The organism is Amycolatopsis sp. NBC_00348, assembly GCF_036114655.1.
Taxonomy (GTDB): domain Bacteria; phylum Actinomycetota; class Actinomycetes; order Mycobacteriales; family Pseudonocardiaceae; genus Amycolatopsis.
In genome coordinates, this window is the sequence record NZ_CP107994.1 from 3,585,893 (window position 1) to 3,599,821 (window position 13,929).

Sequence of the window (13,929 nt, forward strand, 5' to 3'; positions counted from 1 at the left end):
TTCTACGGCCGTTGACCCGGCGGGCCACTTCGTTCTACAGTCGTTCAATCAACGAGCGTTCAACGAAAGTGGGAGCAGTCATGACCGCCACCGCACGCGAAGTCGTCGAGCAGGTCCTGCGCGCGGGCCTCGCGATGGACACCGACACGTTCGTCGGCCTGATCGCCCCGGACGGCCGCATCGAATGGCCGTACCACCCGGCCGGCGTCCCCGACCACGTGGAAGGACGCGAACAGATCCGCGAGTTCCTGACCGCCCAGGCCGGCGGCCTCGTCAGGTTCGAGGAGTACCGCAACACGGTGATCCACGAGACCAAGGACCCGGAGGTGGTGATCGTCGAGTACGACGTCCACGGCACCGTCGTCCCGACCGGCGCACCCCTGCACCAGACCATCATCGCGGTGATCCGGGTCCGGGACGGCCTGGTCGTCTCCTACCGCGACTACCTCAACCCGTTGGTGCTGGCCGAAACCCTGGCGAGCGTGGTCGCCTAGACCTGGTCCGTGGGCCGGATGACGATCTCGGCCACCGCCCGGCGGCGCGGGCCGGTGACGACGTAGGCGACCGCCTCGGCGATGTCGTCCGCGTGCAGCTGTTCGACGTCGGCGAACCGGGCCGCCATGCCCTCGCGGACGGCCTCCTGCTGGTGGCTCTGCAGCTCGGTCTCCACGAGGCCCGGCTCGACGACGGCGAACCGGACGTTGCGCCGCGTGAACTCCTGCCGCCAGGCCTCGGTCGCGGCGGTGACGCCGAACTTGGTCGCGTTGTAGACGGCGGCGTTGGGGATGACGAAACGGCCGGCGATCGAGCTGATGTTGACCACGTCGGCGACCTGCCGCGGGCTGGTGCGGGCGGCGTCGACGAGGTGCGGCAGCGCGGCCTTCGTGACGTACAGCAGGCCGTTGACGTTGATGTCGACCATCCGCTGCCACTCGTCCAGCGGGGCCCGGAGCGAGTCACCGGTGAGCATCACGCCCGCCGCGTTGACCAGGGTGTCCAATCGGCCGAGCCGGTCGACGGCGGTGGCGACGACGCCGGTGGCGGCCTCGGCGTCGGTCAGGTCGGCGGCCAGCGCGACAGCCTGGCCGCCGTCCTCGGCGATCTCCTTGGCCAGGACGTCGATCCGGTCCTGCCGGCGCGCGACCAGCACGACGGTGGCGCCCTGGGCCGCGAGCCGGCGGGCGGTGGCCCGACCGATGCCGCTGCTGGCCCCCGTGACCAGGGCGACCGTCGACATCAAGGGGGTGGACATGGCGATGACCTCCGGAGTGGTGCTAAGTGACTGAGCTCCACTCTGCGCCCGGCGTTATCCGGGTGCCAGAGTGTGTTTATGGGGGTATCCACACCACCTGGCACCCGGCTTCGCGCGGTGGCACAGTGGACCCATGACGACGTCCGTGCCGACCGACGACCAGGTCCGGCGGCAGGAGCTGACGGCCTTCCTGAGGAGCCGCCGGGAACGCCTCTCCCCGGAGCAGGCCGGCCTGCCGCCCACGGGCCGCCGGCGCACCCCGGGGCTGCGCCGCGAGGAGGTCGCGTACCTCGCGGGCATGGGCGTGACCTGGTACACGTGGCTGGAGCAGGGGCGGGACATCACCGTCTCGGACCAGGTGCTGGCCGCGATCGCGACCACGTTGCGGCTCGACCCGTACGAGCGCGTCCACCTCTACGAGCTGGCCGGGCACCCCGCGCCGCCGATGAGCCGCGACGGCAAGGCCATCCCGGACGCCGTGCTGGTGATGGTGCGGCACCTGGAGCCGATCCCGGCCGCCGTGATCAACGCGCGGTTCGATCTGCTCGCGTACAACCACGCGTACGAGCACCTGGTCGGCGGGCTCGACGACGTGCCGTTCGAAGACCGCAACCTGCTGCTGCTCATGTTCACGTCGGCGCGGTGGCGGGCCCGGGTCCTCGACTGGGAGGACGCCGCGACGCGCCTGGCCGGCCGGTTCCGCGCGGGCATGGCGTCGCACGCCGCCGACTCCAGCCGGAAGACCCTGGTGAAACGGCTGCGGCAGGACTCCCCGGACTTCGTGCGCCTGTGGGAGCAGCACGACGTGCGGGCGCCGGAGAACTTCACGAAGCGCTACCTGCACCCCGAAGTCGGCCTGCTCACACTGGACTACACGCAGCTGTGGCTCGGCGAGCGATCGGAGCTCAAGCTCACCACCTACACCCCGGCCGACGACGAGACCTGGGCGAAAGTCCGGCTGCTGCGGGAAAGCGGGTCCTGAGCCCGGCATATCGCCGGCGTATCGATTCCCGCATACGTGCCGGCAACAGCGCCGTGCGTTGACTGGCCGCATGACCTACAGCGAACCGGCGCGCACCGCCGGCCGCCGCACCCGGCCGGGGGCGCCGTGGTCGTTCGCCGCCGTGCCGGGCCCGGGGATCACGGTCTACGGGTGCGAGCCCGACGAAGCCGTCCTGTTCCGGGAACTGGCGGCGCGTTTCGGCGTCACCCTGACCGTCACCGAGGACGCCGTCTCCGAAGCCACTGCCGGCCTGGCGTCCGGGAACCGGTGCGTCAGCGTGGGCCACAAGGCGCGGATCACCGACAACACCCTGCTCGCGCTCAGCCGGGCCGGCGTGCGGTACCTCTCCACGAGGAGCATCGGCTGCAACCACCTCGACGGGACCTACGCGGAGAGCGTCGGCATCACCGTCGAGACCGTCTCCTACTCCCCCGACAGCGTCGCCGACTACACGCTGATGCTGATGTTGATGGCGGTGCGGGGCGCCCGGTCGACCCTCCGGCGCGCGGACGTCCACGACTACCGGCTGAACGAAACCCGTGGAAAGGAACTACGCGACCTGACCGTCGGGATCATCGGCACGGGACGCATCGGTGCGGCGGTCATGGCCCGGCTGCGGGGTTTCGGCAGCCAGGTGCTGGCCTACGACACCCGCCACGAAACGTCGGCCGACTACGTTCCGCTCGACGACTTGGTGCGTCGCAGCGACGTCGTCACCCTGCACACCCCGCTCAACGCCGACACGCACCACCTCCTCGGCCGTGAACGCATCGAGGGGATGAAACGCGGCGCGTACGTCGTCAACACCGGCCGCGGTGCGCTGCTCGACACCGAGGCCCTCGTCGCGGCGCTGGAACGCGGCGGACTGGGCGGTGCCGCATTGGACGTCCTCGAAGGCGAAGACGGGATCTTCTACGAAGACCACCGGGACAAGCCCGTCGAAAGCGGTGTGCTGACGCGGCTGCGGAACCTGCCGAACGTCGTCATCAGCCCGCACACCGCCTACTACACGGACCACGCCCTGCGCGACACCGTCGAAAACTCCCTGGTCAACTGCCTGAACTTCGCCAGCAGAAAGCAGCACTGGATATGAAGACCGGAATCATCTTCGGGGGTATCTCCGAAGAACACCTCGTCTCCGTCAAGTCCGCGCAGGAGGTCGCGAAGCACCTCGACACCACGAAGTACGAACCGTTCTGGATCGGGATCACGAAGGCCGGCGAATGGCGGCTCTGCGACGGCCCGAGCGCTGACTGGGAGCACGGCGACTGCCGCCCGGCCGTGCTGTCGCCGGACCGCAGCGTCGGTGGGCTGCTCGTCCTGGAAGACGGCCACCACCGGACGATCGGCCTGGACGTCGTGCTGCCCGTGCTGCACGGGAAGCACGGCGAAGACGGCGCGCTGCAGGGCCTGCTGGAGCTGTCCGGCATCCCGTACGTCGGCTGCGACGTCCCCGGTTCCGCGTTGTGCATGGACAAGTCGCTCGCCTACGTCGTCGCCGGCGCCGCCGGCATCGCGACGCCGGGCTTCCGGATCGTCCCGCCGAGCGAGCAGCCGGACCCCGACCGGCTCACCTATCCCGTCTTCGTGAAGCCGGCCCGGTCGGGGTCGTCCTTCGGCGTCGGCAAGGTGTCCGGCCCGGACGACCTGCCGGCCGCGGTGGCGACCGCGCGGCAGTACGACTCGAAGGTGCTGATCGAGGAGGCCGTCGCCGGCAGCGAGGTCGGCTGCGCGGTCCTGGGCGACGACGGCGAGCTGACCGTCGGCGAGGTGGACCGGATCTCGCTGTCCCACGGGTTCTTCCGCATCCACCAGGAGAGCGCGCCGGAGCGCGGTTCCGAGAACTCGACGATCACCGTGCCCGCCGACATCCCCGCGGAAACGCGCGCGCTCGTCCAGGAGACGGCGAAGGCCATCTACCGCGCGCTGGGCTGCAAAGGACTGTCGCGAGTGGACATGTTCCTGACCGGCGACGGAACCGTGGTCCTCAACGAGGTCAACACCCTGCCCGGCCTGACCTCCTACAGCCGGTACCCGAGGATGATGGCGGCCGCCGGGCTGCCGCTCGCCGAGGTGCTCGACCGGGTCGTGTCGCTGGCCCTGACGGGGAAAGACCGATGAACGGCGACTTCGTCTTCGTGGACGAGCACGTGCCCGGGATCCGCTGGGACGCCAAGTACGCCACCTGGGACAACTTCACCGGCAAACCCGTGGACGGCTACCTGGCGAACCGGATCGTCGGCACCACGGCGTTGTGCGTCGCGCTGGAGAACGCGCAGGAGAAGGCCGGGACCCTCGGCTTCGGCCTGCTGCTCTGGGACGGTTACCGCCCGCAACGCGCCGTCGACTGCTTCCGGCGCTGGGCGGCCCAGCCGGAGGACGGCCGGGCGAAGGCACGCCACCACCCCAACATCGGCCGGGCCGAGATGTTCGAAAAGGGTTACGTGGCCGCCAAGTCGGGCCACAGCCGGGGCAGCACCGTCGACCTGACGCTCTACCACCTGGCCACCGGTGAGCTCGCGGCGATGGGCGGCGGCCACGACCTGATGGACGTGCTCTCGCACCACGACGCGCCGGCCGTCGCGCCGGCCGACGCGGCCAACCGCCGTCACCTCCAGTCCGTCATGGAGTCCTGCGGGTTCACCGCGTACGAGTCCGAGTGGTGGCACTACACGCTGAAGGACGAACCTCATCCGGACCGGTACTTTGACTTCCCCATCGTCTAGCCGGGTCGTCGTCGCCGGCGGCCATTCGGCCGGGCACATCGAACCGATGCTCAACTTCGCCGACGCGCTGCGCCGCCTGGAACCCGCGGCCGGGATCACCGCCCTGGGCACGGTCCGCGGCCTGGACACCACGCTCATCCCGGCCCGGGGATACCCGCTCGAGCTCATCCCGCCGGCGCCGCTGCCGCGCGAGCTGAACCGGGACCTGGCGCGGACGCCGGGCCGGCTGCGTGACTCGGTGCGGGCGGCCGGGGCGGTGCTCGACCGCGTGCGGGCCGACGTCGTCGTCGGCTTCGGCGGCTACGTCGCGATGGCGGCCTACCTCGCCGCCCGCCGGCGGGGCCTGCCGATCGTCGTCCACGAGGCGAACGCCCGGCCCGGCGTGGCCAACCGGCTGGCGGCCCGGCTGACGACCCACGTGTTCACCGCCGCGCCGGGCGTCCGGCTGGCCCACGCGACGGCCATCGGGATCCCGCTGCGGCGGGCGATCGCCGGGCTCGACCGGCCCGCGCTGCGCGACGCCGCCCGGCAGCGGTTCGGCCTGCGCCCCGGCGGACCGGTGCTGCTGGTCACCGGCGGTTCGCAGGGCGCCCGCACGCTCAACACCGCGGCGGCCGGCGCGGCCCCGGCGCTGCGCGCGGCCGGCGTCCAGGTCCTGCACATCACCGGGCCGCGTCACGCGGTCGAGGTGCCGGTCGGCGAGCCGCCGTACGTGGTCCTCCCCTACGTCGACGAGATGCGGTACGCCTACGCCGCGGCCGACTTCGTGCTGTGCCGCTCGGGGGCGATGACGTGCGCCGAACTGGCCGCGGCCGGCCTGCCCGCCGCGTACGTCCCGCTGCCGCTGCGCGGCGGTGAGCAGGGCCTGAACGCCGGGCCGGTCGTCGCGGCCGGCGGGGCGTTGCTCGTCGACGACGCCGGCCTCCGCCCGGCCTGGATCGAGTCCACCCTGATCCCGGTGCTCACCGACCCCGCGCGGATCGCGGCGATGTCGGCCCGCGCGTCGGCGGCCGGCGCCCCCGACGCGGGCGACACCCTGGCCCGGTACGTGCTCAAGGCGATCGCCGGCTGACGCCGTCACCCACCGGGTGCGGCGGCGGGGACCTGCACCGTGACGCGGAGCCCGCCGCCGGGGCGGGCGGTGAGGGTGAGGCTGCCGTCGTGGGCCTGGGTGATGCTCTTGACGATGGCCAGGCCGAGGCCGACGCCGGTGTGCTCGCCGTGGACGCGGGCGGTGCCGCGCTGGAACGGTTCGGCCAGCGTCGAGAGCACCTGCGGGGTGAGCTGCTCGCCGGTGTTCTCGACGGTGAGCACGACGGTTCCGCGGCGGACCCCGGTCGTGACCGACACGGTGCCCCGGTCCGGCACGTTGTGGACGATCGCGTTGTGCACCAGGTTCGTCGTCAGCTGCAGCAGGAGCGCGTGCGAGCCGGTCGTGCGGGCCAGGTCGCCGGAAGTCTCGATGGTGACGCCGTGCTTCTCCGCGAGCGGCAGCAGCGTTTCCGCGGCCTCTTCCGCGGCGAGCGACAGGTCGACGTGCTCGCGGCTGAAGGACCGCCGGTTGGCGCGGCTGAGCATGAGCAGCGCTTCGGTGAGGTCGATCGCCCGGGTGTTGACGAAGTGGAGGCGCTCGACGAGCTCACCGGCGTCGCGGTCCGGGTCCTTGCGGGCCACGTCGAGGAGCGTCTGCGTGATCGCCAGCGGGGTGCGCAGCTCGTGGGACGCGTTGGCCGCGAACCGCTGCTGCTCGGCGTCGTGCGCTTCGAGCCGCGCGAGCATGGTGTCGAAGGCGTCGGCGAGCTCGCGGAACTCGTCTTCCCGGCCTTCCAGCTGGACCCGGTGGGACAGCGAGCCGTTCGTGGCCAGGCGGGTGGCGTTGGTGATGCGGGTCAGCGGCGCGAGCATGCTGCCGGCGAGGAGCCAGCCGCCCAGGAGGCCGAAGACCAGCAGGAACAGCAACGCGACGGCGGCCTTCGGCGCGAACGCGGCCAGCAGGTCCGAGCGGTCGGGTACGGCTGTCGAGCCGAGCCGGCCGGGCGGCGCCTCGATCACCTCGGGGACGTACCGCAGCAGGAACACCCACACGACCGCGAGCAGCAGGGCCCCGGCGAGCAGGATGACCCCGGCGTAGCTGAGGGTGAGCTTGACCCGGACGCTCAGCCCGGGCTGCCTAGCCACGGTCCCCTCCCGCGTCGATGCGGTAGCCGACGCCGGCCACGGTGGTGATGATCCAGGGTTCGCCGAGGCGTTTGCGCAGGGCCGAGACGGTGATGCGGACGGCGTTGGTGAAGGGGTCGGCGTTCTCGTCCCACGCGCGTTCCAGCAGGTCTTCGGCGCTGACGACCCCGCCTTCGGCCGCGACGAGCACCTCGAGCACGGCGAACTGCTTCCGGGTGAGCGCGACGTACCGGTCGTCGCGGTAGACCTCGCGGCGGAAGGGGTCGAGCCGCAGGCCCGCGATCTCGCGCACCGGCGGCCGGGCGTGCGCGCGCCGGCGGTCGAGCGCCCGCAGCCGCAGGACGAGCTCGCGCAGGTCGAACGGCTTGGTGAGGTAGTCGTCGGCACCGAGCTCGAACCCGGACGCCTTGTCGTCGATCCGGTCCGCGGCGGTGAGCATGAGGATCGGCATGCCGCTGCCGGAGGCGACGATGCTCTCGGCGATCTCGTCGCCGGAGGGCCCGGGGATGTCGCGGTCGAGGACGGCGATGTCGTAGGAGTTGACGCCCAGCAGCTCCAGCGCGGTGTCGCCGTCACCGGCGATGTCGGCGGCGATCGCCTCCAGCCGCAGCCCGTCGCGGATGGCCACGGCCATGTAGGGCTCGTCCTCGACGATCAGCACACGCATGAGCCCGATGCTACGAGCCGGCGCCTATCGCCGGCCTATCGAAAACGCCGTACGGGCCGGCAACACCGAAGTGCCTTGGCTGAAGGCATGTCCACCAGCGAACAAGCCCGGGCGCACGGCGCGATCCCCGCCCCCGCGACGATCTTCGACGACGACGTCCCGGCCGTGGCCAACCTGGATCCCGCACTGCGCGAAGCCCTGCGCCGAGCCGCAAAGGAAGCGGGCATCGACTTCGCCGTCAACGGCGGCTGGCGTTCCCCGGAGTACCAGGAACGGCTACGCCGGGAGGCGGTCGCGAAGTACGGCTCGGAACAGGAAGCCGCCCGCTGGGTAGCCACCCCGTCGACGTCGGCCCACGTCTCGGGAGACGCGGTCGACATCGGCCCCGCGGAAGCCAGGAGGTGGCTGTCCGAGCACGGCGCGAGGTACGGGCTGTGCCAGATCTACCGCAACGAACCCTGGCACTACGAACTACGCCCGGAAGCCATCGAGGACGGCTGCCCGCCGATGTACCCCGACCCATCGCACGACCCGCGAATGCGGTGACGATCAGCACGTGCGCCGTGTCGGTTTTCCAGGGCCTGGTTGCCTCGCCCCCGTCCCCCAGTAGGGTGCTTCGCGGGCACGTTCCGTCATGACGACGGGACCTGGAGTAGGGGGATGGATGTTCGACGCCGTGCCGCGGTCATGACCGCACCACACCACGATCTCCGGTTGATGCAGCAGCAAGCCGCTGAGCTGGACGCGCGGCTCGCGGCCGCCCGGCACACCGCGAGGTCGGCCGAGCAGCCCGTGACCGCGGTCGTCACCGGCCAGGGAAAGCTCGTCGACCTGCGGATCGACGACCGGGCGCTGTACGGCGCACACGCGCAGAAGCTGGGCCTCGCCATCGTCGAGGCCGTCCGAAACGCACGAAACGAGGCACGCACCGCGTCGCTGCCGCAGCTGAACGCGTTGTTCGGCAAGCTATCGGCACCTCCGCCGGCCACCGGGCTCCTGCCGCAGCAGCGACCGGTCGCTCCGGAGCCCGTCCGCCGGCCGGTCGCGCCGGCCGAGGAGGAGAACTTCGAGGAGCTCGACTTCCTGACCGACGAGCCGGACTCGGGAGGTGCGCGCTGGTGAACAGCGAACAGCAGCTCTACAACCTCGCGAAAGAGATCGACGCGCGAGTCGCGGCTGTGGAGCAGGCGGCGCAGGCCGGGGACGACCTGCCCTTGGTCCTGACCATCGGCGCGGGCCTCGGCACCGTGACGGTGGACGGGTCGGGCGGCCTGGTTTCGGTGGACCTCGCTCGTGACGCGGTCGCCGGGCAGTCCGGCGCCAGTCTGGCGGGACACGTCCTGCGTGCGATCAACAACGCGGAGTCGGCGGCTTCGGCCCGCCGCAAGGGCATGGTCGACAACGCGGCTCGGGAGGCCCGATGAGCACCGGCAACTTCAACCCCCTCGGCAACGCCGCGGCCGGTTCGGGCTTCGAGGTCTATCCCGAGGCCTTGCGGGCGGCGACCGACGACATCTTCGCCGCGCGCGACAAGGTCGTGAAGTTCGGCAACGACGACCTGTCACAGATGGTCCTTCGCGACGACGACGTCGGGATGCTGGGGGTCCGGGCGAACGTCGTCAGGGCTTTCAACGACGCCCTCGGCGGCATCCGCGACAAGACCGGCAAGGGTGCGGTGCAGCTGGGACGGTTCGCGGAAGCGCTGGACAAAGCCGCCGACTACTACGAAACCCAGGACGAAGAGGACTTCAAGCGGTTGCGTGACCAGGAAAAGGGGCTGAACTGACCATGACCACACCGACAGTCATCCCGCCGAACCCGGCCGCGGCGCCGCAGCCCTATCCGGAAGAAGCCGACGGGAAGGTCCGGCAGATCGCGCAGCTCCTCGGCCGGGTCGACATCCTCGACCTGCTGGCTGACGTCCGGAACAACCTGCTGGGCAACGCGGTCCAGGTCCAGGGCCTGGCCATGGAATTCGCGAAGAACCACACCCTCGCGGACGCCGGCGACGACATCGACGATGCCGTTCAGGCCGTGAGCGGCACCTGGAGCGGCCGCGGCGCCGCCCAGTTCACCACCTATGCGGGTCGGGTGGGGAAAGCGCTCGAAAGCCAGCAGAACGTGGTCGCGAGCATGTCCGGCGTTCTCTCCGAAATCGCCGGCTGCGTGATCGAGACCTACAGCAAGGCCATCGAGTTCATCGGAACGTGCGCCGTCGAACTGGGAAAGCTGGGTTACAAGACGATCATCGCGATCCTGACCGCGGAGATCCCCATCGTCGACATCTTCACGTCCAAAGAGGTCCTGGACACCGTGGTCGACGCGTTCTCCGCTCTCGTCCAGGGAGTCGTCGGGCTGTTCGCGCAAGCCCAGACCACGTTGGGCGGGTTCACCAAGCAGGCCACCGCGCTCGTACAGGGCAACACCGACTTCCCGGACATCCCCGAGATGCCCGGGAACTCCGGAATGGACAACGAGAAGCAGTGGCGCATCGACCCGACGGCGGTGCCGGCGTGAAGTGCTTGCCCGTGCTCGGCATCGCGATCCTCGCTACCGGTCTGCTCAGTGCGTGCGGGCCGTCAAAGCCGGAACGCCTGCTCTCCCAGCCGCCGGCTCCGGCTCGGACCGGTGCGCCGCTGCCGCTCGCCCAGGTCGACCGGCCGGTCGACCTGGCGAAGTTCGACTCGGACCCGTGCGCTCTGCTCACCAAGGACCAAGTCGCCGCCGTCGTGGCCGATCCGCCTGATGACGTCCGCGCGAACCGGCAGACCGTCCCACCCGCGTTCGGCTGTTCCTGGACGAACCACGGCGGGGCGCTCATGTCGGCGGCGAAGCCGATCGAGAGCCCCAAGACCCTCGACGAACTGGCGGCCTCGCCCCTGAAGGAGGACGGCAAGCTGGATCCGTGGACCGAGACGTCCGTCGACGGCCTTCCGGCGGTCGTCTACCACGTGTTCGGGCACGCCGATGAGTGCTCCGTTTCCGTGCAGGCCACCGAAGAGCAGATGCTCACCTTCGACATCCAGGGCAAGGACCTGCCCGGCAGCTACTGGGACGAGGACCGCTGCGGCGGCGTCGCGAAGATGGCCGAACTCGTGATCGGCAACCTCCGGCAAAGCTGACGGCACCGCGGCCCGGCTTACCCGCGTAACGCCGGGGCGGCCGTGAGACTGCGGACGGTGTCGGCCACCGTCTCCTCGACCGGGCGGGGCCGCCAGCCCAGCACGGTCCGGGCCTTCGTGGTGCGGATGACCGGGACGCGGCCCAGGCGGGCCGCCGCTTCCCGCATGGCGGGGTCGGTTTCGGCGGCCGCGCGCACCTGCTCGGCGGTCAGCTCCACAGTGGACAGTCCGGGCCCGCCGACCATGCGGGCCAGGTCCAGGAAGCTGATCGACGCGCCCGCCGTGGCGAGGAACCGCTCGCCCGCGGCCGCGGGATGGGTCATCGCCCGGACGTGCAGGTCGGCGACGTCGCGGACGTCGACGACCCCGAACGACAACGGCGGCACCACCGGCATCGCGCCGTCCAGCACCGCCCGCACCAGCCCGACCGACGACGACAGGCGCCCGCCGGAGACCGGGCCGAAGATGCCCGTCGGGTTGATCACGGCCAGTTCCGGGCCGCCCGCCGACCGCACCTGGTCCCAGGCCGCGCGTTCGGCGATGACCTTCGACCGGACGTAGGCGCTGTTCGGATCGGCGGGGTCGGTCCAGTCGGCCTCGGTGTACTCCTCGCGGGGCTCGGCGCTGTAGCCGACCGCGGCGAACGACGACGTCAGCACCACCCGCCGGACGCCGGCCTCCCGGGCGGCGGCGAGGACCCGCACGGCGCCGTCGCGGGCCGGGCGGATCACCTCGTCGTCGTCCTCCGGCGCGCCGGGCGGGAACGGCGACGCCACGTGCAGCACGTAGTCGACGCCGTCGGTCGCCGCCGCCCAGCCGTCGTCGGCGCCGAGGTCGGCCTGCACCACCTCCAACGCGTGCGTGATCTCGGCCGCGCGGCCGAGATCACGCACGGTCGTGCGGACGCGGTAGCCCTCGGCCAGCAGCCGCGTGATGCTGTGGCCGCCGAGGTGGCCGGTGCCGCCGGTGACCAGCACGAGCGTGTCGGCCGGCCGGGTGTCGTCATTCATTCGGGTGTCCTTCGCAGTGCGGTCAGAAACGTTCGATCAGGCCCACGAGCCGCGGGATCAGGCCCTGCGCCGCGGCGGTGTCGCCCCGGTCGCGGGCGTCCCACAGCCGCGCCTTCAGGCGCAGGTACTCCAGCCGCAGCGTCAGCCGCTCGATCTCGGCTTCCAGCCGATCGGCGTGGTGGTCGAACAGCTCACGCTGCTCGGCGGCCGCCGCGTCGCCGCGGGCCAGCAGGTCCAGGTACCGCCGCAGATCCTCGACCCGCAGGCCCGCCGAACGCAGGCAGCCCAGCGAGTCGAGGACGTCCATGGCCGCCGCGTCGTACCGGCGGTGCCCGCTGCTCGGGTCCCGCGGCACCGGGCCGATCAGCCCGATCTGCTCGTAGTAGCGCAGGGTGGGCTCGCTCAGCCCGCTGCGCCGCGACGCCTCCAGGATCGTCAGCCACACCTGGTCACCCGCGACTCGTGCTGCCATGGGACCAGCTTGCAGAACCTCAAGTGCTTGAAGTCAAGCGCGGTTCAGATCTGGTTCTCGCCGCCGTCGACGTAGAGGTTGCTGCCGATGACGAAGCTGCTGTCCGCGGAGGCGAGGAACGCCACCGCCGCGGCCGCTTCCTCCGGGCGGCCCATCCGGCCGATCGCGATGTCGCCGCCCAGTTTCGCCTTGAAGTCGTCCGCGTTCTCCGCGCCGACCAGCTCGGTGATCCCGTTGGTGTCGATCGGCCCCGGCGAGACGGCGTTGACGCGGATGCCCCGGCCCACCAGCTCGTGGGCCCAGGTCCGCGCGAACGACCGGACTGCGGCCTTGGACGCCGCGTACAACCCGAAGGCCGGGGTGCCGTTGTCGGCGGCGGTGGAGGCGTTCAGGATCACCGACGCGCCGTCGTTGAGCAGCGGCAGCGCCTTCTGCACGGTGAGCAGCGTGCCCTTGACGTTGACGTCGAAGATCCGGTCGTACTCCGCCGCGGTGACCTGTTCGAGCGTCGCGAACGCGGCGGTGGCCGCGTTGGCGAACAGCACGTCCAGGCCCTGACCGCGCTCGCGGACCGCGTCGTAGAGCCGGTCCAGGTCGGCCGGCTCGGTGATGTCGCCCGGCACCGCGGTGACGCCCGAGCCGATGACCTCGACGGCCTCGGCCAGCTCGGTCTCGCGCCGGCCGGTGATGAACACGTGCGCTCCTTCGGCGGCCAGCCGCGCGGCCGTGGCCCGGCCGATCCCCCGCGTGCCGCCGCCGGTGACGACCGCCGTCTTGCCTGCCAGCTTGCCCATGTCCGGACCTCCACTGATTTCGGAACCGATCGGTACAGATTTCGACCGTAGCACTTCCGAACCGACCGGTACCGAAAGGGTATGATCGGCACCATGAAGGCACCGATCGGACGACCGCGGGGGTTCGACGCCGACGCGGCCCTCGGGCGGGCCATGGCCGTCTTCTGGGAGCAGGGCTACGAAGGCGCGAGCCTGGCCGACCTGACCGCCGCCATGGGCATCACGAAAACGAGCATGTACGCGGCCTTCGGCAACAAAGAAGACCTGTTCCGCAAGGTCCTCGAACGCTACGAGCAGGGCCCGGCCGCGTACGTGGCCCGCGCGCTGCGGCAGCCGACCGCCCGGGAGGTGGCCACGACGTTCCTGGCCGGCTCGGTCGCCACGAGCACCCACCCCGGCGACCCGGCCGGCTGCCTGAGCGTCCAGGGCTCACTGGCCGCCGGCGAGGCCGGGCGGACGGCCCGCGACCTCCTCACCGCCTGGCGCGACCGGGGCCGCGTGCACCTGCGCGACCGGTTCCGGCGGGCCGTCGACGACGGCGACCTGCCCCCGGATGCCGATCCGGAGCTGCTCGCCCGGTACGTGATGACGGTGGCGAACGGCATCGCCGTCCAGGCCGCGGGCGGCGCCGGCCACGACGAGCTGCAGCAGGTAGCCGACATCGCCCTGCGCAACTGGCCGCCCGCCTGACCGGCGCCGGTTCCT

General features: G+C 71.4%; 19 protein-coding genes. 13 read left to right on the forward strand and 6 right to left on the reverse strand.

What is annotated here, in order from left to right; all coding sequences use genetic code 11:
* Positions 1 to 80: 80 nt before the first annotated feature.
* A complete protein-coding gene (locus OHS58_RS15165; RefSeq protein ID WP_328648674.1) occupies positions 81 to 494 on the forward strand; it encodes a nuclear transport factor 2 family protein in 414 nt (137 codons plus the stop codon).
* On the opposite strand, the gene OHS58_RS15170 is transcribed toward OHS58_RS15165, so the two are convergent.
* Complete coding sequence (locus OHS58_RS15170; RefSeq protein ID WP_328648675.1) at positions 491 to 1,252, reverse strand: SDR family NAD(P)-dependent oxidoreductase; 762 nt, start codon at positions 1,250 to 1,252, stop codon at positions 491 to 493. The genes OHS58_RS15165 and OHS58_RS15170 overlap by 4 nt on opposite strands.
* Before the next feature lie 133 nt (positions 1,253 to 1,385).
* On the opposite strand from OHS58_RS15170, the gene OHS58_RS15175 reads away from it, so the two are divergent.
* The 5 genes from OHS58_RS15175 (at position 1,386) to OHS58_RS15195 (ending at position 6,053) form a co-directional block, all read left to right on the forward strand.
* Positions 1,386 to 2,234, forward strand: coding sequence for a helix-turn-helix transcriptional regulator (locus OHS58_RS15175; RefSeq protein ID WP_326953628.1), 849 nt, complete (start codon positions 1,386 to 1,388; stop codon positions 2,232 to 2,234).
* 142 nt (positions 2,235 to 2,376) lie between these two features.
* Complete coding sequence (locus OHS58_RS15180) at positions 2,377 to 3,348, forward strand: D-isomer specific 2-hydroxyacid dehydrogenase family protein (protein WP_442875562.1); 972 nt, start codon at positions 2,377 to 2,379, stop codon at positions 3,346 to 3,348.
* A complete protein-coding gene (vanA, locus tag OHS58_RS15185) occupies positions 3,345 to 4,376 on the forward strand; it encodes a D-alanine--(R)-lactate ligase (RefSeq protein ID WP_328648677.1) in 1,032 nt (343 codons plus the stop codon). The genes OHS58_RS15180 and vanA overlap by 4 nt, the downstream gene beginning before the upstream one ends.
* Positions 4,373 to 4,981, forward strand: a complete 609-nt coding sequence (gene vanX / locus OHS58_RS15190) for a D-Ala-D-Ala dipeptidase VanX (RefSeq protein ID WP_328648678.1) — start codon at positions 4,373 to 4,375, stop codon at positions 4,979 to 4,981. Before vanA ends, vanX begins: the two co-directional genes overlap by 4 nt.
* A complete protein-coding gene (locus tag OHS58_RS15195) occupies positions 4,962 to 6,053 on the forward strand; it encodes a UDP-N-acetylglucosamine--N-acetylmuramyl-(pentapeptide) pyrophosphoryl-undecaprenol N-acetylglucosamine transferase (protein ID WP_328648679.1) in 1,092 nt (363 codons plus the stop codon). The genes vanX and OHS58_RS15195 overlap by 20 nt, the downstream gene beginning before the upstream one ends.
* 5 nt (positions 6,054 to 6,058) lie before the next feature.
* Here the strand turns inward: OHS58_RS15195 and OHS58_RS15200 are convergent, their stop codons facing one another.
* Positions 6,059 to 7,159: a sensor histidine kinase gene (locus OHS58_RS15200; protein WP_328648680.1), complete on the reverse strand. Its 1,101-nt coding sequence runs from the start codon at positions 7,157 to 7,159 to the stop codon at positions 6,059 to 6,061.
* Positions 7,152 to 7,826 (reverse strand): response regulator transcription factor, encoded by a 675-nt coding sequence (locus OHS58_RS15205; RefSeq protein WP_247051399.1) that lies wholly within the window; start codon positions 7,824 to 7,826, stop codon positions 7,152 to 7,154. The genes OHS58_RS15200 and OHS58_RS15205 overlap by 8 nt, the downstream gene beginning before the upstream one ends.
* Positions 7,827 to 7,913: 87 nt before the next feature.
* On the opposite strand from OHS58_RS15205, the gene OHS58_RS15210 reads away from it, so the two are divergent.
* From OHS58_RS15210 to OHS58_RS15235, 6 genes are all read left to right on the forward strand, one after another.
* A complete protein-coding gene (locus tag OHS58_RS15210; RefSeq protein WP_328648681.1) occupies positions 7,914 to 8,372 on the forward strand; it encodes a M15 family metallopeptidase in 459 nt (152 codons plus the stop codon).
* Between the two features lie 171 nt (positions 8,373 to 8,543).
* Positions 8,544 to 8,948: a YbaB/EbfC family nucleoid-associated protein gene (locus tag OHS58_RS15215; RefSeq protein WP_328649815.1), complete on the forward strand. Its 405-nt coding sequence runs from the start codon at positions 8,544 to 8,546 to the stop codon at positions 8,946 to 8,948.
* Positions 8,945 to 9,250 carry a hypothetical protein gene (locus tag OHS58_RS15220; protein WP_328648682.1) on the forward strand — a complete coding sequence of 102 codons (306 nt, stop codon included), beginning with the start codon at positions 8,945 to 8,947 and terminating at the stop codon, positions 9,248 to 9,250. Before OHS58_RS15215 ends, OHS58_RS15220 begins: the two co-directional genes overlap by 4 nt.
* A complete protein-coding gene (locus OHS58_RS15225) occupies positions 9,247 to 9,612 on the forward strand; it encodes a hypothetical protein (RefSeq protein WP_328648683.1) in 366 nt (121 codons plus the stop codon). Before OHS58_RS15220 ends, OHS58_RS15225 begins: the two co-directional genes overlap by 4 nt.
* 2 nt (positions 9,613 to 9,614) lie before the next feature.
* Entirely contained in the window at positions 9,615 to 10,343 is a 729-nt protein-coding gene (locus OHS58_RS15230) for a hypothetical protein (RefSeq protein WP_328648684.1), read from the forward strand.
* Positions 10,340 to 10,948 carry a DUF3558 domain-containing protein gene (locus tag OHS58_RS15235; protein ID WP_328648685.1) on the forward strand — a complete coding sequence of 203 codons (609 nt, stop codon included), beginning with the start codon at positions 10,340 to 10,342 and terminating at the stop codon, positions 10,946 to 10,948. The genes OHS58_RS15230 and OHS58_RS15235 overlap by 4 nt, the downstream gene beginning before the upstream one ends.
* A gap of 17 nt (positions 10,949 to 10,965) precedes the next feature.
* Here the strand turns inward: OHS58_RS15235 and OHS58_RS15240 are convergent, their stop codons facing one another.
* Genes OHS58_RS15240 through OHS58_RS15250 form a run of 3 tightly spaced genes read right to left on the reverse strand, consistent with a single transcriptional unit; the run spans position 10,966 to position 13,224 of the window.
* Complete coding sequence (locus OHS58_RS15240; RefSeq protein WP_328648686.1) at positions 10,966 to 11,958, reverse strand: NAD-dependent epimerase/dehydratase family protein; 993 nt, start codon at positions 11,956 to 11,958, stop codon at positions 10,966 to 10,968.
* 22 nt (positions 11,959 to 11,980) lie between these two features.
* Positions 11,981 to 12,430, reverse strand: a complete 450-nt coding sequence (locus tag OHS58_RS15245; protein WP_328648687.1) for a MerR family transcriptional regulator — start codon at positions 12,428 to 12,430, stop codon at positions 11,981 to 11,983.
* Between the two features lie 44 nt (positions 12,431 to 12,474).
* Positions 12,475 to 13,224 carry an SDR family NAD(P)-dependent oxidoreductase gene (locus tag OHS58_RS15250; protein ID WP_326953640.1) on the reverse strand — a complete coding sequence of 250 codons (750 nt, stop codon included), beginning with the start codon at positions 13,222 to 13,224 and terminating at the stop codon, positions 12,475 to 12,477.
* Between the two features lie 93 nt (positions 13,225 to 13,317).
* On the opposite strand from OHS58_RS15250, the gene OHS58_RS15255 reads away from it, so the two are divergent.
* A complete protein-coding gene (locus OHS58_RS15255; protein WP_328648688.1) occupies positions 13,318 to 13,914 on the forward strand; it encodes a TetR/AcrR family transcriptional regulator in 597 nt (198 codons plus the stop codon).
* Positions 13,915 to 13,929: the final 15 nt, after the last annotated feature.